General features: G+C 55.4%; 22 protein-coding genes, 2 tRNA genes and 1 riboswitch. Of the genes, 19 read left to right on the top strand and 5 right to left on the bottom strand.

Translation table 11 applies throughout. The annotated features are described in order from the left end of the window. Nucleotides 1-77 (top strand) — tRNA-Asp (locus ACYP03_RS18555). 688 nt (nt 78-765) lie between these two features. Then, a tRNA-Trp gene (locus ACYP03_RS18550) sits at nt 766-842 on the top strand. A 169-nt stretch (nt 843-1011) separates the two neighbouring features. Here ACYP03_RS18550 and crcB read toward each other — a convergent pair. After that, a complete protein-coding gene (crcB, locus tag ACYP03_RS18545; RefSeq protein ID WP_459781551.1) occupies nt 1012-1395 on the bottom strand; it encodes a fluoride efflux transporter CrcB in 384 nt (127 codons plus the stop codon). 138 nt (nt 1396-1533) lie between these two features. Here crcB and ACYP03_RS18540 point away from each other — a divergent pair, with 138 nt between their 5' ends. The 7 genes from ACYP03_RS18540 (at nt 1534) to thiH (ending at nt 7695) form a co-directional block, all read left to right on the top strand. Then, on the top strand, nt 1534-1959 hold the full coding sequence (locus ACYP03_RS18540; protein WP_459781549.1) for a universal stress protein: 426 nt from the start codon (nt 1534-1536) through the stop codon (nt 1957-1959). An 80-nt stretch (nt 1960-2039) separates the two neighbouring features. After that, nucleotides 2040-2137, top strand: a riboswitch (TPP riboswitch). A 129-nt stretch (nt 2138-2266) separates the two neighbouring features. Further along, nucleotides 2267-4195 (top strand): phosphomethylpyrimidine synthase ThiC, encoded by a 1929-nt coding sequence (gene thiC / locus ACYP03_RS18535; protein WP_248144613.1) that lies wholly within the window; start codon nt 2267-2269, stop codon nt 4193-4195. Next, nucleotides 4192-4833: a thiamine phosphate synthase gene (gene thiE / locus ACYP03_RS18530; RefSeq protein ID WP_248144614.1), complete on the top strand. Its 642-nt coding sequence runs from the start codon at nt 4192-4194 to the stop codon at nt 4831-4833. Before thiC ends, thiE begins: the two co-directional genes overlap by 4 nt. A gap of 3 nt (nt 4834-4836) precedes the next feature. Then, entirely contained in the window at nt 4837-5595 is a 759-nt protein-coding gene (locus tag ACYP03_RS18525; protein ID WP_459781547.1) for a HesA/MoeB/ThiF family protein, read from the top strand. Further along, nucleotides 5592-5801 carry a sulfur carrier protein ThiS gene (gene thiS, locus ACYP03_RS18520; protein WP_459781545.1) on the top strand — a complete coding sequence of 70 codons (210 nt, stop codon included), beginning with the start codon at nt 5592-5594 and terminating at the stop codon, nt 5799-5801. Before ACYP03_RS18525 ends, thiS begins: the two co-directional genes overlap by 4 nt. 1 nt (nt 5802) lies before the next feature. Beyond that, nucleotides 5803-6573, top strand: coding sequence for a thiazole synthase (locus ACYP03_RS18515; protein ID WP_330961615.1), 771 nt, complete (start codon nt 5803-5805; stop codon nt 6571-6573). A 9-nt stretch (nt 6574-6582) separates the two neighbouring features. Next, nucleotides 6583-7695, top strand: coding sequence for a 2-iminoacetate synthase ThiH (gene thiH / locus ACYP03_RS18510; RefSeq protein ID WP_459781542.1), 1113 nt, complete (start codon nt 6583-6585; stop codon nt 7693-7695). A 74-nt stretch (nt 7696-7769) separates the two neighbouring features. Here thiH and ACYP03_RS18505 read toward each other — a convergent pair whose 3' ends face one another. The 3 genes from ACYP03_RS18505 to ACYP03_RS18495 form a co-directional block, all read right to left on the bottom strand. Continuing rightward, a complete protein-coding gene (locus ACYP03_RS18505; protein WP_459781541.1) occupies nt 7770-8702 on the bottom strand; it encodes a hypothetical protein in 933 nt (310 codons plus the stop codon). Between the two features lie 192 nt (nt 8703-8894). Then, nucleotides 8895-10682, bottom strand: a complete 1788-nt coding sequence (locus ACYP03_RS18500; protein ID WP_330961618.1) for an aminopeptidase P family protein — start codon at nt 10680-10682, stop codon at nt 8895-8897. Between the two features lie 123 nt (nt 10683-10805). Next, nucleotides 10806-11765 (bottom strand): LysR substrate-binding domain-containing protein, encoded by a 960-nt coding sequence (locus ACYP03_RS18495; protein WP_248144698.1) that lies wholly within the window; start codon nt 11763-11765, stop codon nt 10806-10808. Between the two features lie 121 nt (nt 11766-11886). Between ACYP03_RS18495 and ACYP03_RS18490 the strand changes: the two genes are divergently transcribed. After that, complete coding sequence (locus ACYP03_RS18490) at nt 11887-13089, top strand: multidrug effflux MFS transporter (protein WP_459781537.1); 1203 nt, start codon at nt 11887-11889, stop codon at nt 13087-13089. 135 nt (nt 13090-13224) lie between these two features. Here ACYP03_RS18490 and ACYP03_RS18485 read toward each other — a convergent pair whose 3' ends face one another. Beyond that, entirely contained in the window at nt 13225-14133 is a 909-nt protein-coding gene (locus ACYP03_RS18485) for a DMT family transporter (protein ID WP_459781535.1), read from the bottom strand. A gap of 209 nt (nt 14134-14342) precedes the next feature. Between ACYP03_RS18485 and rmuC the strand changes: the two genes are divergently transcribed. From rmuC to hemB, 9 genes are all read left to right on the top strand, one after another. Then, a complete protein-coding gene (gene rmuC / locus ACYP03_RS18480) occupies nt 14343-15866 on the top strand; it encodes a DNA recombination protein RmuC (protein WP_459781555.1) in 1524 nt (507 codons plus the stop codon). 46 nt (nt 15867-15912) lie between these two features. After that, nucleotides 15913-16665, top strand: a complete 753-nt coding sequence (ubiE, locus tag ACYP03_RS18475) for a bifunctional demethylmenaquinone methyltransferase/2-methoxy-6-polyprenyl-1,4-benzoquinol methylase UbiE (RefSeq protein ID WP_248144623.1) — start codon at nt 15913-15915, stop codon at nt 16663-16665. A 7-nt stretch (nt 16666-16672) separates the two neighbouring features. Next, nucleotides 16673-17299 (top strand): ubiquinone biosynthesis accessory factor UbiJ, encoded by a 627-nt coding sequence (locus ACYP03_RS18470; protein ID WP_459781532.1) that lies wholly within the window; start codon nt 16673-16675, stop codon nt 17297-17299. Nucleotides 17300-17304: 5 nt separating this feature from the next. Then, nucleotides 17305-18942, top strand: a complete 1638-nt coding sequence (ubiB, locus tag ACYP03_RS18465) for a ubiquinone biosynthesis regulatory protein kinase UbiB (protein ID WP_459781530.1) — start codon at nt 17305-17307, stop codon at nt 18940-18942. Nucleotides 18943-18997: 55 nt separating this feature from the next. Then, the gene (gene tatA, locus ACYP03_RS18460) at nt 18998-19243 is read left to right on the top strand and encodes a Sec-independent protein translocase subunit TatA (RefSeq protein WP_248144626.1); all 246 of its coding nucleotides are present in this window, start codon (nt 18998-19000) and stop codon (nt 19241-19243) included. Between the two features lie 3 nt (nt 19244-19246). Then, a complete protein-coding gene (gene tatB / locus ACYP03_RS18455) occupies nt 19247-19675 on the top strand; it encodes a Sec-independent protein translocase protein TatB (RefSeq protein WP_459781527.1) in 429 nt (142 codons plus the stop codon). Nucleotides 19676-19681: 6 nt separating this feature from the next. After that, entirely contained in the window at nt 19682-20428 is a 747-nt protein-coding gene (tatC, locus tag ACYP03_RS18450) for a Sec-independent protein translocase subunit TatC (protein ID WP_248144628.1), read from the top strand. 129 nt (nt 20429-20557) lie between these two features. Further along, nucleotides 20558-21346: a TatD family hydrolase gene (locus ACYP03_RS18445; RefSeq protein WP_459781524.1), complete on the top strand. Its 789-nt coding sequence runs from the start codon at nt 20558-20560 to the stop codon at nt 21344-21346. Nucleotides 21347-21436: 90 nt separating this feature from the next. After that, entirely contained in the window at nt 21437-22483 is a 1047-nt protein-coding gene (hemB, locus tag ACYP03_RS18440; protein ID WP_248144630.1) for a porphobilinogen synthase, read from the top strand. The last annotated feature ends 8 nt before the right edge of the window (nt 22484-22491 follow it).

Raw genomic sequence — 22491 nt, 5'->3', positions numbered from 1 at the left:
GGAGCGGTAGTTCAGTTGGTTAGAATACCGGCCTGTCACGCCGGGGGTCGCGGGTTCGAGTCCCGTCCGCTCCGCCACTTCTTAGAGAAACCCAGTCAGCAATGGCTGGGTTTTTTGCTATTCAGGGTTCTGATAATTTCTCACTGACGATAAGCCTCAGACTAGGCGTCCCCGTCGAAAGACTGGGGCTTTTTTACGTTGGGGATTTGATATCCGTCCTTCGGCCGGACGCCTCCCGGTCGAATGCGATTCCAGCTGTCCGCTACTTCTTAAAGAAACCCAGTCAGTCATGACTTTTTTTTTGCTATTTGCTATTCGTGATTTGATTTCTGACAGTTGGATATCCGCCTATTGGCAGGATGAATCTTTCCCTCTCTCTGCCCGTTGTTTTAAAACTTAAGACATAACTACAGATGTGCCCCATGGGATGAAAGTTGAAGTCCACAGAAGAACTACTGGAACTCTGCGCTAAAGCGCATCCCAGGAGCACCTGTAGTGATTCCTGTAGTGATTTGAGATAGGGTGTATTCATCTTCTAAAACGCTGGTGACACACTGTCTACACGTCTGATATCGTGTTTTGGTTCTTAACTAGGATCAGCTGGAATGTTGTTGTCTGGCGAGGGAATACTGCACCAATCGGCCACGTAAACCTGTTGAGTTTGATGATCGATGTTTTAGTAGGCGGTTGAGCATCAAATTGATAAATTTCGACATTCAGGGCTGGTAATTATCATCAGTCTATATACAATACTTACCACACGACAGGGGTGTAGCTCCAATTGGCAGAGCAGCGGATTCCAAATCCGCGTGTTGGGAGTTCGAATCTCTCCACCCCTGCCATCTCTTTTAAGCTCTCGCAGAAATGCGGGAGCTTTTTCGTTTTCAGCGTTTATCTAACGCGATACCGTACGGCATTACATCCTCAGAATGCTGAATTTATTCGAGCCCAAATCGAAAAAAAGCCTCATCTATGATGAGGCTGGTACCAATCTAAACTCTCACGTCAGTCTTAGCTTCTCATCATCAGCTGATAGCCAATAAAGCAGGCAGAAATACTCAGGAATACATTTAAGAGCAGGTTCAGTGTCATCTTGGCGTACTCGCCGTGCTGAAGCAGGACGACGTTATCCATGGAGAAGGTTGAAAATGTCGTGAGGGCGCCGAGAAAGCCCAATCCGAGAATCTGACGCCATGGTGAGGCTTCAATCATTCCCTGATTCAGGGCTGACATCAGCAGTCCCATGACAAATGAACCGATGACATTAACGGCGAGGGTCCCATAAGGGAAGCCGCGTCCAAACAGGACAACAGACAGCTCGGCTATCAGATAACGGGCACATGCGCCAAAGGCTCCGCCAAAGGCAACATAGCTTAAAACGATGAGTTGATTCATTTGTACGCTGGTCTCTGTCAGTCAAACCAGATACTAATACCATGAAATGAACTCTCTGTTGAGACAGTCACTAAGGTAATTCACAAAACAATGTGCTATATGGTGTTGTATTGCAAGCGTTCGTGAATTGAGGTGGTGATGAAGCTTTATAAAACGGTCTTGCTGGCACTCAATCCAGATGATCAACGGGCACAGCAGTTGGTCGTGAAAGCCGGGGTCGTGGCAAGCCATAACAATGCAGACCTACACCTGGCATATGTCGAGCCCGGGGTCGGTAATCTGAGTTTTTTGGATATTGAGCTGCAACTGAAAGAAGCCCATGACGATCAGGAGCTCAGGCGAATGGCGCAGTTGTCTGAATTAGCCACCCATTCTCCGCAGCCTGTGCGCGCGATGCATCTCTATGATGGTGATGTTGCAAAACATCTTATTGAACTGGCAGCAAAAATACATGCAGACTTAGTGATTGTCGGCCATGCCAAAACGGATCTGCACTGGTTGCGAGAAGATGTCCGTCGTGAATTGGATCTGCATTTAAAGTGCGATGTGCTGATTTGTCGCTGATGCGTGACGGTTTTTACTGATTCCTGAAATTCAGTAAAGACCGCTTGCTGTCGGGATACACCTTTCTTATACTCGTTAGCTGAAACTTGTCGGAGTGCCAACTGGCTGAGACCGCATTGCGGGATCCGTTGAACCTGATCAGATTAGTATCTGCGAAGGGAACAAGAGAAAATCTTCTGCCTAGCTGTACCTGTCGTGTACAGCTGCTGTATCAGACGATGCGACACGCCCTACTTGTGTCCGCCTCTTGTTTACGCGCCCATCCGTCAAGCAACTTCCCAGAAATATCAGATGAAAGGAAATTGCTATGTCGAGTCGCAAGCAAGCGAGACTGGAAGCGAAACAATTTATTGATTCACTCACTACCCAAGCCTACCCGAATTCCCGAAAAATCTATGTCACCGGCAGCCGGGATGATATCCGTGTCGGCATGCGTGAGATTGCTCAGGCTGACTCCTTAGTCGGCGGGGATAAAAATAACCCGATTTTTGAGCCGAACGAACCGGTACGAGTCTACGATACCTCTGGCTTTTATACCGATCCGGAACAGACGATTGATATCTACAGTGGTCTGCCAAAGCTGCGTGAAAACTGGATTGAAGAGCGGAATGATACTGAGCTGTTGGATGAGCTGAGTTCTGCCTATACCAAAGAGCGTCTGGCTGATGACACCTTAGATGAGCTGCGTTTTGCGCTCCGTGCCCGTGTCCGCCGGGCTAAGCCAGGCCAGTGCGTGACTCAGATGCACTACGCCCGCAAGGGGATCATCACGCCGGAGATGGAATATATCGCGCTCCGTGAAAACATGGGCCGCGCCCGTTACCGTGATGAAGTGCTGAACCAGCAGCATCCGGGACAAAGCTTCGGCGCCAACCTGCCCAAAGACATTACCCCTGAATTTGTGCGAAAAGAGGTGGCTGAAGGCCGCGCTATTATCCCGTCCAACATCAACCACCCGGAATCTGAGCCGATGATTATCGGTCGTAATTTTCTGGTGAAGGTGAATGCCAATATCGGGAATTCGGCGGTCAGTTCCTCGATTGAGGAAGAAGTAGAAAAACTGGTGTGGTCGACCCGCTGGGGCGGCGATACCGTGATGGACCTGTCAACCGGTCGGAACATTCACGAGACCCGTGAGTGGATCATCCGTAACAGTCCGGTGCCGATTGGAACCGTACCAATGTATCAGGCGCTGGAGAAGGTGAACGGCATTGCTGAGAACCTCAATTGGGACGTGTTCCGTGACACCTTGCTGGAGCAGGCGGAACAGGGCGTTGACTACTTTACGATTCACGCCGGTGTGTTGCTGCGCTATGTCCCGATGACGGCCAAGCGCGTGACGGGTATTGTTTCCCGTGGCGGTTCTATCATGGCGAAATGGTGTCTGGCACATCACAAGGAAAGCTTCCTGTATGAGCACTTTCGCGAGATTTGCGAGATCTGCGCAAAATACGATATCGCGCTGTCGCTTGGCGATGGCTTGCGTCCGGGTTCAGTCGCGGATGCCAATGACGAAGCCCAGTTCAGCGAACTGCGTACACTGGGAGAGCTGACTCAGATCGCCTGGGAATATGATGTACAGGTGATGATTGAAGGACCGGGGCATGTGCCGATGCATATGATCAAGGAAAACATGGAAGAGCAGCTCAAGCACTGCCATGAAGCTCCGTTCTATACCTTAGGCCCGCTGACGACCGATATTGCCCCGGGTTATGACCATATCACCTCCGGAATTGGTGCCGCGATGATTGGCTGGTATGGCTGTGCCATGCTGTGTTACGTGACGCCGAAAGAACACCTTGGCCTGCCGAATAAAGATGACGTGAAGACTGGCCTGATTACCTACAAACTCTGTGCTCACGCGGCTGATTTGGCCAAAGGACACCCGGGGGCGCAGGTCCGAGACAATGCATTGTCAAAGGCCCGTTTTGAATTCCGCTGGGAAGACCAGTTCAATCTGGGTCTGGACCCGGATACTGCCCGTGCATTCCACGATGAAACCCTGCCGCAGGAATCCGGCAAGATTGCGCACTTCTGTTCAATGTGTGGACCTAAATTCTGTTCGATGAAGATTTCTCAGGAAGTGCGGGATTATGCGAAAGCACAGAATGAGGCTCAGGTGATCCAGTTACTGGAGGATCCGCTGGAAGGCATGCGCCAGAAATCGGCCGAATTCCGGGAAAAAGGCAGCGAGCTATATCATCAGGCGAAAACCCATGAGGCAGATCAGGCATGAGTGGGGCGCAACAACTGACATTTCCGGGAATGGAGGGCGGCATCGGGCCGCTCTATCCTGTCGTCGATGATGTTCACTGGATTGCCCGGCTGCTGCCGCTGGGCGTGAAAACGGTTCAGCTGCGGATGAAAGATCCGGCACATCCAGAACTGGAAACACAAATCATCGAAGCCATCCGGCTGGGCCGTGTGCACAACGCTCAGGTGTTTATCAATGACTACTGGCAGCTGGCGCTGAAACACGGCGCTTACGGGGTGCATCTGGGACAGGAAGATCTGGATGCCGCCGATCTGGATGCCTTGCGTCATGCCAGTATCCGGCTGGGTGTTTCTACCCGGACGTCGGCTGAGTTGCAGCGCGGCCTGGCGATTGCGCCGAGCTATGTGGCAATCGGCCACATCTTCCCGACGCCAACCAAGGACATGCCAACCCCGCCGCAAGGGGTCGCACAGCTGAAGGAACATCTGGCGACCGTGGCGGGCCGTTATCCGACGGTGGCTATCGGCGGAATTGACCTGAGCAATGTGGCGGACGTCTGGCAGACCGGCGTGTCCTGTGTCGCCGTGGTGCGGGCCGTGACGGCTGCACCGGACACGGAGCAGGCTCTGGCCGCTTTCGCTGAAAAGCTGGTGAGGTAAGCCATGCTGACTGACGAATCTTTTTTACGCTATCACCGTCAGGTGCAGTTGCCGGAAATTGGTGAGCAGGGTCAGCTGGCCCTGCAACAGGCCAAGGTGCTGATCATCGGTGCCGGTGGTCTGGGAGCGCCCGCGGCGTTGTATCTGGCCGGTGCCGGTGTGGGCAGTCTGGTGATTGCGGACGGCGATCGGGTGGAGCGTTCCAACCTGCAACGCCAGATCATCTACCGCGATGACAATCAGGGCGAGAGCAAGGCTCAGGCCGCAGTCGCGCAGGTGAAGGCACTCAATCCGCACATCCGGGCCCGGGCCGTGACCGCCAATCTGGCTAAGTTACAGCTGGCGATGGAAATTAGCCTTGCGGATGTGGTGCTCGATTGCACCGACAATTTTGCCAGCCGCCATGCCATCAATCAGGCCTGTTTCGAACACGGCAAGCAGCTGATCTCCGGGGCGGCGATCCGCTGGCAGGGGCAACTGATGAACTTTGATTTCCGGGCGCAGCAGGGGCCTTGCTATCACTGCCTGTTTCCGCACGGTGACATGCAGGCACCGCAAAATTGCAGCGAGTCCGGGATTGCCGGTCCCGTCGTCGGGATCATGGGGACCTTCCAGGCCTTGCAGGCTATCAAGGCGATCACCGGCAGTGGCGAATCTGGCAAGGGTCAGTTCCGCCAGTTTGACGGCCTCACCCTGCAATGGCAGCAGTTTGCTCTGCCTATGAATCCGCAATGCCCTGTATGCAGTAAGGAATCTTTATGACCATGATTAACGTTCAGGTGAACGATAAAACCATGCAGCTGGCGGCAGAAACCTCGCTACGAGCGCTGCTGGAGCAACTGGCAATGCCGCTGGATGCCACCGCAGTGGCGCTCAATCAGTCGATTGTCAGTCGTGATTGCTGGGGAGACACCGTGCTCAGCGATGGCGACGCGATCGCCCTGTTTCAAGCTATTGCAGGAGGTTGAGATGCTGACGATTGCAGATAAAACGTTTTCATCCCGTCTGTTTACCGGTACCGGCAAGTATGCCGGCCGGGATGTGATGGCGCAGTCCATTCTGGCTTCCGGTTCGGAACTGGTGACCATGGCACTCAAACGGGTCGACATTGAAAACAGGGACGATGACATCCTGGCGCCGCTGCGTGCCGCTGGGGTGAACCTGCTGCCGAATACCTCCGGCGCGAAAAATGCGAAGGAAGCGATCTTTGCCGCGCAGCTGGCCCGTGAAGCGCTGGGCACTCACTGGCTGAAACTGGAAATTCACCCGGATCCGAAATATTTAATGCCGGATCCGATTGAAACGCTGATTGCCGCAGAAGCGCTGGTCAAACAGGGCTTTATTGTGCTGCCTTACTGTCATGCCGATCCGGTGCTCTGTAAGCGGTTGGAAGAAGTCGGTTGCGCGGCGGTCATGCCGCTGGGTGCGCCGATTGGCTCCAATAAAGGGCTGGCCTCACGGGATTTCCTCGACATCATTATCGATCAGGCACGGGTGCCGGTGATTGTGGATGCCGGGATTGGCGCGCCGTCTCATGCGGCGGAAGCTATGGAGCGGGGCGCGGATGCGGTGCTGGTCAATACCGCGATTGCTGCGGCGGCTGATCCGGTGGCCATGGGCCGGGCATTCAAACTGGCGGTCGAAAGCGGACGGATGGCTTATGAAGCCGGTCTGGCCGGGACAGTCAGCCAGGCTGTTGCATCCAGCCCGCTGACGGCGTTTCTGGATGCCAGCATTTAAGGAGGCGGCATGAGTTATGCGGATGTCTGGCGTCAGCTGGACTGGGATGATGTCCGGCTGTCGATTTACAGTAAAACGGCGGCGGATGTTGAGCGTGCACTCAGCAAACGCAAGCGGGATCTTGAAGACTTCAAAGCTTTGATTTCCCCGGCTGCCGAGGCTTATCTGGAGCAAATGGCACAGCAGTCGGCGGCTCTGACGCGGCAGCGTTTTGGCCGGACGATCGGATTTTACGTGCCTTTGTATCTGTCGAATCTCTGTGCCAACAGCTGTACTTACTGCGGCTTTACCATGGAGAATAAGATCAAGCGAAGGACACTGACGCTGGACGAGATTGAGCGTGAATGTGCGGCGATCAAAGCGCTGAATTTCGATAATGTGCTGCTGGTCACCGGCGAGCACGAACGTAAGGTCGGGATGGATTATTTCCGTCAGAGTGTTCCGGCAATCAAGCGTCACTTCAGTTACCTGTCGATGGAAGTCCAGCCGCTGGATCAGGCGGAGTATGCCGAGCTGAAAACGCTGGGGCTGGATGCGGTGATGGTTTATCAGGAAACCTACAGTGCACCGACTTATGCCCAGCATCATTTACGCGGCAATAAGATGGACTTTGTGTACCGGCTGGAAACCCCGGACCGACTGGCGCGGGCCGGCATTGATAAAATCGGCATCGGCGCACTGATTGGTCTGGAAGAATGGCGGACTGACTGTTTTTTTGTCGCCAGCCATCTGGATTATCTGGAGCGGACTTACTGGCAGACCCGTTATTCGATTTCGTTTCCGCGACTGCGTCCGTGTACGGGCGGATTAGAGCCGAAATCCGTGATGAGTGACCGCCAGCTGGTGCAGCTGATCTGCGCATACCGGCTGTTCAACAGTGAGGTTGAGCTGTCCATGTCGACCCGGGAATCCCCGCATTTTCGCGACAATGTGTTGCCGCTGGGGATCACCAGCATGTCGGCAGGATCCAAAACGCAACCGGGAGGTTATGCCGATAACGAGCCGGAGCTGGAGCAGTTTGCGATCAGCGATGAGCGGGCGGTCAGTGACGTGGCGCAGGCGGTGAAACAGCACGGTTTTGAGGTTGTCTGGAAAGACTGGCACCCGGCTTATTCCGGCTGATTGCTTAGCGTAAGCTGCAGAGAAAATGAAAGGGCTGATGAAAACCATCAGCCCTTTTTGATGAGATGAAACAATTATTCCGTAAAGACGGCGTTGACCTTGGCGTCGTAACGGGCATTGATGTTGGATGAATAATGTCTGGCTGTCAGCTCAATTTTCAGTTTCTGAACATCGACCGGTTCATCAAAAGAGACAGAGAGTGTGCCTGAAGGGTATTTCAGGTAGCTCGGATAAACCCGTTCGTTATTTTCGTTATAGATGAACGCAACCACAGACTGATTACGGGCATTGGCGGTTGTGTTGACAACCAGTTCCAGCGATTTCACTTTCTTGTTGTTGTACGGCGTAATTTCCACCCATTTGGTCACTGGCGTCCCAAAGCTGGCATAGAGTGAGGTACCGGCAGAGATTTGCTCATCAAAATCAATCACAGGATCGTGATCCGGGTAGCTGGTGGCATCGTTCGGTTTACTGTTGCCGAAATACTCCTGAATCAGGCTGAAGCCATCGCCGTCGTAATCGGTATTGGCATCAAGCCCGACCACCTCATAAGTTTTTTTCCACCAGGTTGGCAGATGGTCGTTATTGATGCTCGTGCTTTCGCCGTAGTTAAACCGGAAATTCCCGTCAAAGCGCTGGCTGGGTTTGGTAAAGTCGGCATTGTACACAGAGATCACCGCACGGTAATTGTCCTGCCAGTACACGATCGGGGTGGCGAATTTGTGCTCTCCCCAGCCCGCACGGCAGTCCAGATTATGCAGGCGCTGGTTCGCACCGTTGTAAATTTCGATCTTACAGTCCATGGCATTGGGCTGATTATTATCATATCCCAGTGTGACCAGATGGTGGCGGTCGGCAGGCAGGTTGAATTTGACCGGAATGTTCACCCGCTGGCCTTTATAAATCGTCTGATTTACGGACTGTTTGTAGGTTTCTAAATGTGGATTGGTGTTGGCCAGAGCGGCAAAAGACAAAAAAGGAAGTGACAGAAGCAGTTGTTTTTTCATGATATAACCTTATGAATATAATTGATTATTGTTTCATCAGGCATGCTAGCGATATTCATCAGATGTGAAAACAGTCAATAGGGACAGTTTTGTGCTGGGTCACGGAGATACATGACCGTTGTGCTCCGGCTGGCAGGCAGAAAAAAGTCCGGCGTACTGACCGGACTTTTGGGAGCTAAATCAGGGATGTTTTTAGCGACTGAGCGGCGCAGTTGCCTGTTTCAGCCACGTCAGATCCTCGCCCTGCAGGGACGGGCTGATGACGTCGAAGACGGTTTGGTGGTAAGTGTTCAGCCACGCCAGCTCGCTGTCGGTCATCAGGCTGAGATCCACCAGACGGCGATCAATCGGGGCACGGGTCAGCGATTCGAAACCGAGTACGGTCATATCCCCTTCGGTTGGGACTTCCACAACCAGCTCCAGGTTTTCAATCCGGATGCCGAAGGCGTCGGCACGGTAATAACCCGGCTCATTCGACAGCACCATTCCCGGCAGCAGCGCGGTTGGATTCGGGACTTTCGAAATCCGTTGCGGGCCTTCATGTACGTTCAGGAAATGGCCGACGCCATGGCCTGTACCGTGGTCGAAATCAAAACCGTGTGCCCACAGGTGCTGACGTGCCAGAGCATCCAGCTGTGAGCCTGTCGTGCCGCGCGGGAAACGGGCACTGGCCAGGGCAATGTGACCTTTCAGCACCAGCGTGAAGGTTTGTTTCACTTCATCGCCCGGATTACCGACTGCGATGGTGCGGGTGATGTCGGTTGTGCCGTCTGGGTACTGACCGCCTGAATCTACCAGATAGACGTTGTCCATTTGCAGGACGCCCGGCTCCGGCTGGTTGTTGTGGTTGTAGTGACACATGGCAGCGTTGCCACCGGCTGCGGAAATGGTGTCGAAGCTGACATCGGTGCAGCTTGGATCTTCAATCCGGAACTGCCACAGCTGATCGGCCAGCGTGGCTTCGTCCAGCAGATTGCCGGCTGCGACCTGACGGTCAACCCAGGCCAGGAACTTGGACACCGCCACGCCATCACGGATATGACTGGCTTTCATGCCAGCCACTTCGGTCGGGTTTTTGGCAGCTTTCGGCAGCATGCACGGATCGGCACCTTCAAGGATCACAGCACCGGCGTCACGCAGGGTCTGTCCGGCCCAGGCATTGCTGGTGGCCGGGTCAAGCAGCACATGCTTACCATTCAGGGCTTTCAGGCGGTGTTCCAGGGTTTCCGGCGCCTGAATGCGGACACCTTCACCCACATGCGCTGCAAATTCAACAGGCAGACGGGATTCATCAATAAAGAAATCGACGCTGCCGTCATTGTGCAGGATAGCGGTCGACAGCAGGACCGGCAGGCACTGCACGTCGCTGCCGCGAATGTTCAGCAGCCAGGCAATGCTGTCGAGCTGGGTGAGCAGGACGGCATCGGCTTTTTGTTTTTGCAGGCTGGCGGCAATGTTTGCGCGTTTTTCGCTGCTGTGCTGGCCGACAAAATCCAGCCCCATCAGTCTGGCGTCAGACAGCGTCGGCGCCGGGCGGTCCTGCCACAGGGTATCAATCGGGTTGGTGTTCAGCAGCACCAGCTCCAGGCTGCTGTCCAGCGACTGCTGGGTACGTTTCAGCCAGGCGCCGCTGTGCAGGCGCGGGTCGACGGCAATTTTGCTGCCGGCAGCAAAGTGGTCTGCCACCCACTGCATTGGCGGTTCTTCGATCAGATGCCGGTATTCAAACACGTCGCCCGGCACTTGTTTACGAACCTGGACGACATAGCGGCCATCCACAAACATCGCTGCCTTGTCGCGGCCGATAACAGCGGCTCCGGCTGAACCGGTGAAGCCGGTTGCCCACAGCAGGCGCTCGTTATGTTCAGGGATGTATTCACCCAGGTATTCGTCTTCATGCGGGATCACCAGGGCATCAAGCTGTTCTGCTTCCAGCCACTGGCGGATCTGTGCCACGCGTTGTGAAATCACTGATTGCATCTGTCAATATTCCTTTCTGTTGATGTCATCCTCGAACGGATGAGCCAAACCTGCCCCTCAGTCACCCTGACGACGGCAGCAGGCCGATCCGCTAAAGGTAGCGTTTTTGTGAATAGCCTGCAATTAACCGGTAGACAATTCACGGCATCCGTTGATGATGATCTGCCTTAACCATCTGTGCCCCGGGTCATTTTCCTGGTGTTGTGGCCAGAAAAGGGTGTAAGCCATAGCAGGAAGTGCTGTCGGTAAGGGCAGCACGATCAGGTCGAGCTGAGCCGCGACATAGTTAGCGAAATGGCTGGGCGCGGTGAAGACCAGATCGGTATGGGTACATAAACTGGCGGCGCTATTAAAGTCTGGCACAAACATCGCGATATCGCGTTGCAGGCCCTGCTCTGCCAGTTTGTAGTCCAGCAGCCAGCGGTCATCCCGGCCGCAACGCACCTGAATGTGCCGCTGGCGGAGGTAGTGGTCCTGATTCCACTGACCGTCCTCATACAGTGCCAGCACCGGATGACCGGGCCGGACAATACAACGCTGGGTATCGCGGTGCAATTCCTGGAACAGTACGCCTTTCGGCGGCATCAGGGTGAGCTGGGCGTCCAGCGGGTTGAGATCTTTCCCGGTGATCCCGAAGTCAATCTCACCACGCAGCATCTTGTCGAAAGTATCCGGCTCCCAGGCATGGGTATCCAGCAGGATGTTGGGTCCCTGACTGAAAATATCACCCAGAAAGCGCGGCATCAGCAGCGGATAGGCACTTTCCACCAGAGACATTTTGAAATGGCGGTCACTGTTTTGCGGGACGAACTCTGCCGGTGCGGTCAGGTTTTCGATGTCCTGCAGCAGTTTTTCCAGTACGGGTTGCAGTGCCCGGGCACGCGGAGTCGGCTGCAGTCCGTGGGCACTGCGGACAAACAGGGTATCGTCGAACTGCTCGCGCAGCCGGGCCAGGCTTTTGCTGACCGCAGACTGGCTCAGACATAAGCGGTTTGCGGCGCGGGTGACGCTGCACTCCTGGAGTAACACATGCAGGCAGACCAAAAGATTGAGGTCCAGCCGGGTCAGTTTATCAACTGTCATCATTCATCCGTCATGTTGCTGAGATATTCCTGAGTGGAAATTTCACCGTGAATATAAACCATTTTAATTCATATCACGAACCTCGTAGACTGGCACCGTCTTTTGATAGGAAACCGAGTGAATGAAGCCTGAAACATCTTTGTCGAACCGCCGCATTGTGGCACTGATGGTCCTGCTGGTGCTGTTCAGCCCGCTGGCCATCGATATTTATCTGCCAGCCTTACCGGCCATGGCGGACAGTTTTGCTGTCGACCCGACACTGGTCCAGGATACGGTGACCTGGTTTATGTTCAGTCTGGGGCTGGGACAGGTCTTTGCCGGTCCGCTGGCTGACCGCTTCGGCCGTCGTCCGATTGCGCTGGCCGGGGTGGCGCTTTACGCGATGAGTTCGACCCTGGCCTATGTGGCGCAGTCGCTGGATATTATGCTGCTTGCCCGATTCCTGCAGGGGTTCGGCGCCTGTGCGACTTCGGTGGCTGCCTTTGCCGCAGTCCGTGACAGCTTCGGCCCTGAGCGCAGCGGCCGGATGATCAGCTATCTCAATGGTGCCATCTGCTTTATTCCGGCACTGGCCCCGCTGCTGGGCTCCTGGCTGACCCACGAATTTGGCTGGCGTGCCAACTTCAGCTTCATGGCGGGTTTCGCGCTGGTGGCTGGTGGCCTGCTGACCACGTTTTTCCGGGAGACCCGCCCGGCGGATACCTTTGTCAGCGGTGCGATGTTCAGCCCGTCGCGTTATTTCTCGGTGCTGCGCGAGCCGGTATTTGTGTTCCATGCGTTGATGTCGATGCTGGCGATGGCTGTGATCCTGGCTTATGTGACGTCCGCACCGATGTGGCTGATGGTTCATCTGGGACTGGATATGGGGCAGTTTACGTTCTGGTTCGGCATCAATGCCGTCCTCAATATTATTGCCTGCATGGTCGCGCCGAAGTGTATGGATAAGATGGGCTCACGCCGCACCCTGATGTCTGGTCTGGCCATGCTGACGCTTTCGGGCGGTATGATGCTGATTCTGAAAGATATCGCGACCGCATGGGCCTTTATGCTGCCGATCTTTATGAGCTCATTCGGATTTGCGTTTGTGTTGGGCTCTGCAGCCGGGAAAGCACTGGCGCCGTTCGGTGACCGGGCGGGAACCGCGGCTGCGATGCTGGGCCTCTTTCAGATGAGCGGCGCCGGGCTGATGGTCAGTCTGACTCAGCGACTGGATCTGGCACCACCGCTGCTGATGACCTTCCAGATGCTGCTGTTGCTGCCGGGACTGCTGATCTTGCTGTCCCGCCGTGGCCGCCAGTGGCATCCGGCTCCGACTCAGGATTAATCCTGACAACTAATTTTGTATTGAACTGGTTTGGCATATAACTAGACGCCCGAAAAAGGCGCTGGGTCTCGACAACCCTTTGAACTCTCGCTTGGCCTGTCACTGACGTGACAGGCTTTTTTTTTGCCTGATGGCTCAGGAGCAGGAAGTACTGACGTCTTTCTGCTTCGCTTTGCCGCGCCATTGCTGGATCAGCAGGCCAAGAATAATCATCACCAGACCGATCAGGGTCGCCGGATGAATTGTTTCCCCGATGATGGTCGCCAGCAGCATCAGCGAGATAAAGGGTGACAGGAAGATCAGGTTGCTCAGTTTGGCCGTGTTGCGGGTCAGCTTCATCGCATTCAGCCAGAGCACGAAGGTGATCCCCATTTCGAACAGTCCGACATAACTGACGGCCATCCAGCCCTGCCAGGGAATGGGCTGCCAGCCACCGGTATACAGGCTCAGACCGATAGAAAATGGTAGTGACAGCAGGAAACCCAGCAAGACACTGACCACGGGGTCGGCCTGATTTTTAGTATTCAGAATCCAGAACAGGGCCCACAGCAGGGTCGACAGCAGTGCCAGAGCCACCCCGAGCGGGCTGTCGAACTGCAACGCCATCAGATCGCCTTTGGTCGCAATCACCACCACACCAAGATAGCCAAACAGACAGGCGACCCAGTCCTGCGGGCGGATTTTCTGGCCCAGAAACAGTGCCGCCATCAGGGTCAGAGTGATGGCCCAGCTGTAGTTGAGTGGCTGCGCCTGCGAGGCCGGGAGCAGCGCATAGGACTGAAACAGCACCAGATAATAGATACAGGGATTGATTAGCCCGAGCATCAGGTAATAAAGCGGCTTGGCTTTCAGAGTCGGCAGTAACTGACTGAGCTTGCCCTGATAACCGGCGATGGCAATCAGGGCGATCGCGGAGACGGCGCTCGCGGCCGCCACCATCTGGATCGGCGAAAAATAGTTGAGGGTGATTTTGAAGGCGGTGGCGACGGTGGACCATAAGAGTACGGCGGCGAGACCGAACCCGATCGCTTTCTTTTCCTGCATACTGCGCTTCCTGCTGCTGGACGAGAACTGACAGGCAGGACTGACGACAGCCTGCCGTAAAAACCGTCAGTTTATGCCATTTGCGCTTAGTCAGCCAGCACAGGATTCCGCCAGAGCCCGCTTTCCGTGATGACAATATCTGGACATTTATCCAGTATCTTTTTAGCCTTATCCTAAGAATACAAAAACATGCAGGAAACAGTGCAATGATGGGGGAATGGTTCAGTGAGAACGGCCAGTGGCTGGCCGCTGCGATCACCGGTGCGGTGGTGGCAGGCAGTGCGACCGCCCTGTGGTTTCAGGGCCGACTGCGTCAGCAGGCAGAGATCTGGCAGCGGCAGTTAGAGTCCGAAACCCGGCTGGCCCGTCAGCAGGAGCAGCAACTGCGCCACGAACTGGCGGAACAGCAGCAGGAGCTGGATACGCTGGATGTCGAACGTGACCGGCTCAGCAACGAACTGCGCCAGATGCACGCCCGGCTGGCCGCGGCGGTGGAGAAGCTGCGTTATCTGGAAACGCTGCGTCAGGAGCATCTGAAACTGACGGAGCGGCTGGAAGCCTCTCGTCAGGCAGAATCCGTGCTGGCGGCAGATCTACGTGAGTTGCAGACCCGTTACCGGGAAGAGCAGAAATCGGCTCAGGAGAAAATCACCCTGCTGGAAAATGCAGAAACCCGCCTTCAGCAGCAGTTTGAAAGTCTGGCTAACCGGTTGTTCGAGCAGAAAAGCCGTAGTGTGGATGAGCAGAACAAGCTCAGTCTGGATGGCCTGCTCAGCCCGCTCAAGGAACAGCTGGAAGGATTTCGTAAACAGATTCACGACAGCTTCAGCCATGAGGCCCGCGAGCGGCATACGCTGGTTCACGAGATCAACAGCCTGAAGCAGCTCAATGAGCAGATGGCGCGTGAGGCAGTGAATCTGACCCAGGCCCTGAAAGGAGACAACAAAGCCCAGGGCAACTGGGGCGAAGTGGTACTGGCACGGGTGCTGAGCGAGTCCGGTCTGCGCGAGGGGCACGAGTATCAGACTCAGGTGAATCTGGAAGATCACAGCGGCAAGCGCTATCAGCCTGACGTTGTGGTGCATTTGCCGCAGGACAAAGATGTGGTGATCGATGCCAAAATGTCACTGGTCGCCTTTGAGCGTTATTTCCATGCCGAGACGCAGGCCGAACGGGATCAGGCACTCAGCGATCACCTGACTTCGCTGCGTGGTCATATCCGCGGCCTGAGTCGCAAGGATTATCATCAGCTGGAAGGCGTGCGCAGTCTGGATTATGTGCTGATGTTTATTCCGGTTGAGCCCGCGTTCCAGACCGCCGTGGAAGCCGACCCGTCACTGATCCGGGATGCCATGGACAGCAATATCATGCTGGTCAGCCCGACAACTTTGCTGGTGGCTTTGCGTACCATCAATAACCTGTGGCGGAACGAAAGGCAAAATCAGAATGCCAAGCAAATTGCGGATCGCGCCAGCAAGCTCTATGACAAGCTGCGGCTGTTCGTCGCCGACATGGACAACGTCGGCCATGCGCTGGACAAGGCCAGCCAGAGCTATCAGGGTGCGATGAACAAGCTGGCGACCGGGCGGGGCAATATTATCCGGCAAGCGGAGAGCTTCAGGCAGCTGGGGGTTGAAGTGAAGCGGGATTTACCGGCCGCCCTGACCGAACAGGCGCTGCGCGACAGTGAGGCTGTTCACGTCCTCACCGAGACGGTGAATGACACACCATGATGCATCAAGTAAACTACGCCCATAAATCAAAATTGATGGAACGAGCATGACTGAACCCACACAAACCACTGATTTTGGTTACCGTAAGGTCGCCAAAGAAGAGAAAGCGCAACTGGTCGCGGAAGTGTTTCACTCTGTAGCTGACAAGTACGATCTGATGAACGACCTGATGTCGATGGGCATTCATCGTCTGTGGAAGCGTTTCACGATCGACTGCAGCGGTGTACGTCGTGGTCAGCACGTGCTGGATCTGGGCGGTGGTACCGGGGATCTGGCCGCGAAATTCTCTCGCATGGTAGGTGAGGAAGGTCAGGTGGTTCTGGCTGATATCAACAATTCCATGCTGAAAGTCGGTCGCAGTAAACTGCGTGACCGCGGAATTGTCGGGAATGTGGCTTATGTTCAGGCCAACGCTGAAGAGCTGCCGTTCCCGGATAACTATTTCGACTGTATCACCATCAGTTTCTGTCTGCGGAACGTCACCGACAAAGACAAAGCGCTGCGTTCCATGTTCCGGGTGCTGAAACCGGGCGGTCGTCTGCTGGTGCTGGAATTTTCCAAGCCGGTGCTCGAGCCGTTATCGAAAATCTATGATGCTTATTCGTTCCACATTCTGCCGCGCGTGGGTGAGATGGTGGTCGGTGATGCCGACAGTTACCGCTATCTGGCCGAGTCCATCCGGATGCATCCGGATCAGGCCACGCTGGAAGGTATGATGCAGGACGCCGGTTTTGAGCAGACCAGCTACCATAACCTGACCGGCGGCATCGTTGCGCTGCACCGCGGCTATAAGTTCTGAGGTCCGGATGCCAGTTGATGCGCTCCTCACCGGTGTGGTGGAAACGGCTCTGAATACCCTGCTCAAAGACGAGGAGGCCAGTCAGCGACGTCTGGCCCGTCTGCGCGGCAAGGTGATCAGTGTGCAGATAAACGAGTTCGGCAAACGTCTGTATTTTGTGTTCAGCCAGCAGATTGATGTGCTGGCAGCCTACGAAGGCGAGGCCGACTGCCAGTTGGCACTGAGCCTGACGGCGTTGCCGGAGCTGCGCGAGCAGGCCAACCTGACCCAGCTGATCAAAGCGGACAAGCTGGCGCTGGATGGGGATATCCAGCTGGCCCAGCAGTTCTCTGCGTTGCTGAGCGGTCTGAAACCGGATGTGGCCGAGCGCTTGTCCCGCTATACCGGCGATGTGGTCGCCCATACGGTGGTAAGCGGTGTGAAGCAGAAGCTGACCGGGCTGCGCCATCATGCCGGAGAACGCAGCCGCGATCTGGCGGAGGTGATCACCGAAGAGTGGCGCCTGGCACCACCGGCGCTCGAGATTGCCCATTTCGCCGATCAGGTGGATGATGCCGCGTCTCAGCTGGCCCGGCTGGAAGCCCGAATCAATAAGCTGGCTGATCGGCTGGCGCAACCCACTCCTGCTGCCTGAGAATCATGAGTCGTTTTTCCGAAATTAAGCGCCTATACCAAATTACTGCCGTCCAGCTGCGTTACGGGCTGGATGACCTGCTGCCGGACGATCCCCGGACCCGGCTGCCGAAACTGATGCGAAAAAGCCTGTTCTGGATCCGCAACCAGCATCCGGACAAGCCGCTGGGCGAGCGTCTGCGTCTGGCCTTACAGGCGCTGGGGCCGGTCTGGATCAAGTTCGGCCAGATGATGTCGACCCGGCGCGATCTCTTCCCGCCGCATATTGCCGACCAGCTGGCGATGCTGCAGGACAGGGTGGCTCCGTTTGACGGTGCGCTGGCCCGCCAGCAGATCGAAAAAGCACTGGGCGGTCCGCTGGATCGCTGGTTTGCCGATTTTGACCAGACACCACTGGCCTCGGCTTCGATTGCACAGGTGCATACTGCGACGCTGAAAGAAAATGGCCGCGAAGTGGTCCTGAAGGTGATCCGTCCGGATATCCTGCCGGTGATTCAGGCCGATATCCGTCTCATGTACCGGATGGCCCGGCTGGTGGCGCGTTTTGTGCCGGAAGCCCGACGTCTGCGCCCGGTCGAAGTGATCCGGGAGTATGAAAAGACGCTGATCGATGAACTGGACCTGATGCGTGAGGCGGCCAATGCGATTCAGCTGCGCCGGAACTTTGAAGGCAGTGATTCACTCTATGTGCCTGAAGTGTTTACCGATTACGCCAGCAGTCATCTTCTTGTCATGGAACGTATTTATGGTATTCAGGTCTCTGACATTGAGGCGCTGAAAGCCAACGGCACAGACATGAAGCTGCTGTCGGAAAAAGCGGTGAACGTATTCTTTACTCAGGTTTTCCGTGACAGTTTTTTCCATGCGGACATGCATCCGGGGAATATTTTTGTCTCGTATAAGAATCCGGCCGACCCGCAGTGGATTGCGCTGGATTTTGGCATCGTGGGGACGCTGAACCGGGAAGATAAGCGCTATCTGGCAGAAAACCTGCTGGCGTTCTTTCACCGGGATTACCGCAAGGTGGCCGAGCTGCACGTCGACTCGGGCTGGGTGCCGCATGATACCAATGTCGATGAGTTTGAATTTGCGATTCGCACGGTGTGCGAGCCGATCTTCGAGAAACCGCTGGCAGATATTTCGTTTGGCCATGTGCTACTGAACCTGTTCAATACCGCACGTCGCTTCAATATGGAAGTTCAGCCGCAGCTGGTGCTGCTGCAGAAAACCCTGCTTTATGTCGAAGGGCTGGGCCGTCAGTTGTATCCGCAGCTGGATCTGTGGGATACCGCCAAACCGTTTCTGGAAGACTGGATGTCGCGTCAGGTCGGGCCGCAGGCCATCATTGGTGCGGTGCGGGAGAAGGCGCCGTTCTGGGCTGAAAAATTACCTGAACTGCCTGAATTGCTTTATGACAGTTTGCGCCAGGGCAAAGTAATGAATCAGCGGATTGATATGCTGTATGACAACTTTATGTCCAGCCGTCGTCAGCAGGGCCAGGCAAGGTTTTGTTTTGGCGTTGGCGCGACCCTGATTATATGTTCTGCCATACTTTTTGGTAACCAGGTGGATATTTATCCAGCCATATCTGCAACAGCTGGGGGGATCTTCTGGCTGATGGGTTGGCGGGCTTACACCAAATAACCGCTGTGTCACGCAAGGTGCCATGGCTTTAACGATGAATTGAGGAAAGGTAAACATGGGTGGAATCAGTATCTGGCAACTGCTAATCGTTGCCCTGATTATTGTGCTGTTATTCGGAACCAAGAAGTTGCGTTCAATCGGCGGTGACTTGGGCTCAGCGGTGAAAGGCTTCAAGAAAGCCATGAGCGATGAGGAAGAGAGCAAAAACAAAGCGGATGCAGACTTTGAGCAGAAGTCGCTGGCGGATAAGAAAGATGCCGCAGAGCCGCAGAAAGACCAGAAAGATAAAGAGCAGGTTTAACACGTGTTTGATATCGGGTTCTGGGAGCTGATTCTGATTGCCGTGGTCGGCCTGGTAGTGCTGGGGCCGGAACGGCTGCCGGTTGCGATTCGCTCGGTCTCGCGCTGGGTTAATGCTGCCAGAAATATGGCCACTGCGGTGAAGACTGAGCTGTCTCAGGAACTGAAGATTCACGAGCTGCATCAGGACCTGAAAAAGGCCGAGCAGGCGGGGATGCAGGATCTGGCCCCGGATCTGCAAAAATCGGTTGAGGAACTGAAAGAGGCAGCGGCCTCAGTGCAGCGTCCTTATGCCAAACCTGAGCCTGCCAAATCTGAACCTTCAATCAAGCCAGAGCACCCGGCAACGGAAGAAGTGCATCCGCAGGTAGAGACTCATCCGGATGAGATGCCTGCCAAGCCGTCATCATTTTCGCAACAACAGGATAAATAACGCTTCATGTCGAGTGTGGAAGAGACCCAGCCTTTGTTCAGTCATTTGCTGGAATTGCGGAACCGGCTGCTCCGTTCTATCTTGAGTGTCCTGGTGGTCTTTCTCTGCCTGGTGTGGTTTGCCAATGACATTTACAGTCTGCTGGCAGCTCCGCTGGTTGAGCGGCTGCCGGAAGGCACCAGCATGATTGCCACCGATGTGGCATCGCCGTTCTTTACCCCGATCAAGCTGACGCTGGTGACCTCGGTGTTTCTGGCTGTGCCTTTTATTTTGTATCAGGTCTGGGCCTTTGTGGCACCGGGATTGTACAAGCATGAACGCCGCCTAGTGATGCCGCTGCTGTTTTCCAGTTCGCTGCTGTTCTACTGCGGTGTTGCCTTCGCCTATTTTGTAGTGTTCCCGCTGGTGTTTGGTTTTTTCACCAGCATCGCACCGGAAGGGGTCCAGGTCGCGACGGATATTGCCAGCTATCTCGATTTTGTGCTGGCGCTGTTTCTGGCATTCGGTATCGCGTTTGAGATCCCGGTAGCCATTATTCTGCTGTGCTGGACCGGGGCGACTGACCCGGAGAGCCTGCGCCAGAAGCGCCCTTATATCATTGTGGCAGCCTTCGTGGTCGGCATGCTGCTGACACCGCCGGATATCATCTCGCAGACCTTGCTGGCCGTGCCGATGTGTCTGCTGTTTGAAGTCGGACTGTTCTTCTCCCGCTTCTATGTACGTGCAGATGACGATGGATCCGCAGAAGACTGAGTCTGAACGCTGAGACTGACAGCCGCCTTTGTGCGGCTGTTTTTGTTTGTGCCGTGTGCCAAGGTCAGTTTTTATTTGTCTGAATGTGGCGTGTACAATGACGCCAAATTTCCAGCGGACAGCACAGTGATGATAGATATAGGTGTCAACCTGACCAACAGCCGTTTTGATAAAGACCGGGATGCCGTGATCGCCCGCTCGCGTGAAGCCGGGGTCCAAGCCTTGATCCTCACTGGTACCAGTGAGGACGAGAGCCGCGAGGCTCTGGCGATGGCGCATCGCTGGCCGGGCTATTGCTTCAGCACTGCGGGCGTGCACCCGCATGATGCCAAGTTGGTGACCGATTTGTCGATGCCGGTTATCCGGATGCTGGCGGCTGATCCGGCGGTGGTGGCGATTGGGGAATGCGGGCTGGATTTCAATCGTGATTTCTCGCCTAGGCCGCAGCAGGAGGCGGTGTTCGAAGCCCAGCTGGCGCTGGCGGCTGAGCTGAAAAAGCCGGTCTTTATGCACTGCCGGGATGCGCATGAACGCTTTCTGGCGATTCTCAAACCCTGGCGCGACAAGCTCCCGGCTGCGGTGCTGCATTGTTTTACCGGGACGGAGCAGGAACTGAAAGACTGTCTGGACCTGGATCTGCACATCGGGGTGACCGGCTGGATTTGTGACGAACGCCGGGGGACCGAGCTGCGGGAGATTGTCTGCCATATTCCGGACCATCGTCTGATGGTAGAGACGGACTGCCCGTATCTGCTGCCGCGTGATCTGCGGCCAAAGCCGAAATCAAGCCGCAATGAACCGGCTTATCTGCCGCATATTGCAGCGACGGTGGCGGCCTGCCGCAACCAGCCGGCGGCAGAATTCAGCTCGGCGGTTTTTTCCACAACCCGGGCATTTTTTCAGATCGAACCAGCGTAACTGACTGTTCAGTGGTAAGATGAGCGTTACTGTGACTGATTGCGGCGCCTTTCAGCAGAATTTCGCCGCACAACCAACAAGGAGTGAGCAGTGTCTGTATCTATTCAGGGGGCATTTCCGGCCCGTCGTATGCGTCGTGTGCGCAAGCAAGACTTTACCCGCCGTCTGACGGCTGAAAACCAGGTGTCAGTCAACGACCTGATCTATCCCATGTTTATCCTGCTGGGGAAAAACCGCCGCGAGCCGGTGGAGTCCATGCCGGGGGTAGAGCGTCTGTCCATCGATCTGATGCTGCTGGAAGCTGAGTATCTGGCAAAGCTGGGTGTTCCGGCGATTGCCCTGTTCCCTGTTGTGTCACAGGACTTCAAGAGTGTCTGCGCGGCAGAAGCCTACAACCCGGAAGGTCTGGTGCAGCGTGCGGTGCGTCTGCTGAAAGAGCACGTGCCGCAGATGGGCGTGATCACTGACGTGGCGCTGGACCCGTTCACGACTCATGGTCAGGACGGCATCATTGATGAAGACGGCTACGTCCTGAATGATGAAACCACCGAAGTGCTGGTCAAGCAGGCACTGTCTCACGCCGAAGCAGGTGCCGACATTGTGGCGCCTTCCGATATGATGGATGGCCGCATTGGTGCCATCCGCGAAGCGCTGGAAGAAGCGGGTTACATTCATACCCAGATTATGGCGTATTCAGCCAAGTATGCGTCCAACTATTACGGTCCGTTCCGGGATGCAGTCGGTTCGGCGGCCAATCTGAAAGGCGGCGACAAGAAGACTTACCAGATGGATCCGGCCAACAGTGACGAAGCATTGCATGAAGTGGCGATGGATGTACAGGAAGGTGCCGACATGGTGATGGTCAAGCCGGGTATGCCGTATCTGGATGTAGTCCGCCGGGTGAAAACCGAGCTGCAGGTACCAACCTTTGCCTATCAGGTCTCAGGTGAGTACGCCATGCATATGGCAGCGATCCAGAATGGCTGGCTGAAAGAAAAAGAGACCGTGATGGAATCTCTGCTGTGCTTCAAGCGCGCTGGTGCAGACGGCATTCTGACTTACTTTGCCAAGTCTGTGGCCGAGTGGCTGGCTGAAGAAGCGGCGGAGCGTCAGGCTACACTGAACGAAAATCGTTAACAGCCTGA

The sequence above is a fragment of the Photobacterium sp. R1 genome, from assembly GCF_054600795.1.
The sequence above is the reverse complement of the archived record's forward strand: the minus strand, read 5'-3'. Positions and strand labels throughout refer to the sequence as shown.

Coding starts and splice junctions, on each gene's coding strand:
- crcB (WP_459781551.1), bottom strand. CDS start 1,395: ATGAATCAACTCATCGTTTTAAGCTATGTTGCCTTTGGCGGAGCCTTT.
- ACYP03_RS18540 (WP_459781549.1), top strand. CDS start 1,534: ATGAAGCTTTATAAAACGGTCTTGCTGGCACTCAATCCAGATGATCAA.
- thiC (WP_248144613.1), top strand. CDS start 2,267: ATGTCGAGTCGCAAGCAAGCGAGACTGGAAGCGAAACAATTTATTGAT.
- thiE (WP_248144614.1), top strand. CDS start 4,192: ATGAGTGGGGCGCAACAACTGACATTTCCGGGAATGGAGGGCGGCATC.
- ACYP03_RS18525 (WP_459781547.1), top strand. CDS start 4,837: ATGCTGACTGACGAATCTTTTTTACGCTATCACCGTCAGGTGCAGTTG.
- thiS (WP_459781545.1), top strand. CDS start 5,592: ATGACCATGATTAACGTTCAGGTGAACGATAAAACCATGCAGCTGGCG.
- ACYP03_RS18515 (WP_330961615.1), top strand. CDS start 5,803: ATGCTGACGATTGCAGATAAAACGTTTTCATCCCGTCTGTTTACCGGT.
- thiH (WP_459781542.1), top strand. CDS start 6,583: ATGAGTTATGCGGATGTCTGGCGTCAGCTGGACTGGGATGATGTCCGG.
- ACYP03_RS18505 (WP_459781541.1), bottom strand. CDS start 8,702: ATGAAAAAACAACTGCTTCTGTCACTTCCTTTTTTGTCTTTTGCCGCT.
- ACYP03_RS18500 (WP_330961618.1), bottom strand. CDS start 10,682: ATGCAATCAGTGATTTCACAACGCGTGGCACAGATCCGCCAGTGGCTG.
- ACYP03_RS18495 (WP_248144698.1), bottom strand. CDS start 11,765: ATGACAGTTGATAAACTGACCCGGCTGGACCTCAATCTTTTGGTCTGC.
- ACYP03_RS18490 (WP_459781537.1), top strand. CDS start 11,887: ATGAAGCCTGAAACATCTTTGTCGAACCGCCGCATTGTGGCACTGATG.
- ACYP03_RS18485 (WP_459781535.1), bottom strand. CDS start 14,133: ATGCAGGAAAAGAAAGCGATCGGGTTCGGTCTCGCCGCCGTACTCTTA.
- rmuC (WP_459781555.1), top strand. CDS start 14,343: ATGGGGGAATGGTTCAGTGAGAACGGCCAGTGGCTGGCCGCTGCGATC.
- ubiE (WP_248144623.1), top strand. CDS start 15,913: ATGACTGAACCCACACAAACCACTGATTTTGGTTACCGTAAGGTCGCC.
- ACYP03_RS18470 (WP_459781532.1), top strand. CDS start 16,673: ATGCCAGTTGATGCGCTCCTCACCGGTGTGGTGGAAACGGCTCTGAAT.
- ubiB (WP_459781530.1), top strand. CDS start 17,305: ATGAGTCGTTTTTCCGAAATTAAGCGCCTATACCAAATTACTGCCGTC.
- tatA (WP_248144626.1), top strand. CDS start 18,998: ATGGGTGGAATCAGTATCTGGCAACTGCTAATCGTTGCCCTGATTATT.
- tatC (WP_248144628.1), top strand. CDS start 19,682: ATGTCGAGTGTGGAAGAGACCCAGCCTTTGTTCAGTCATTTGCTGGAA.
- ACYP03_RS18445 (WP_459781524.1), top strand. CDS start 20,558: ATGATAGATATAGGTGTCAACCTGACCAACAGCCGTTTTGATAAAGAC.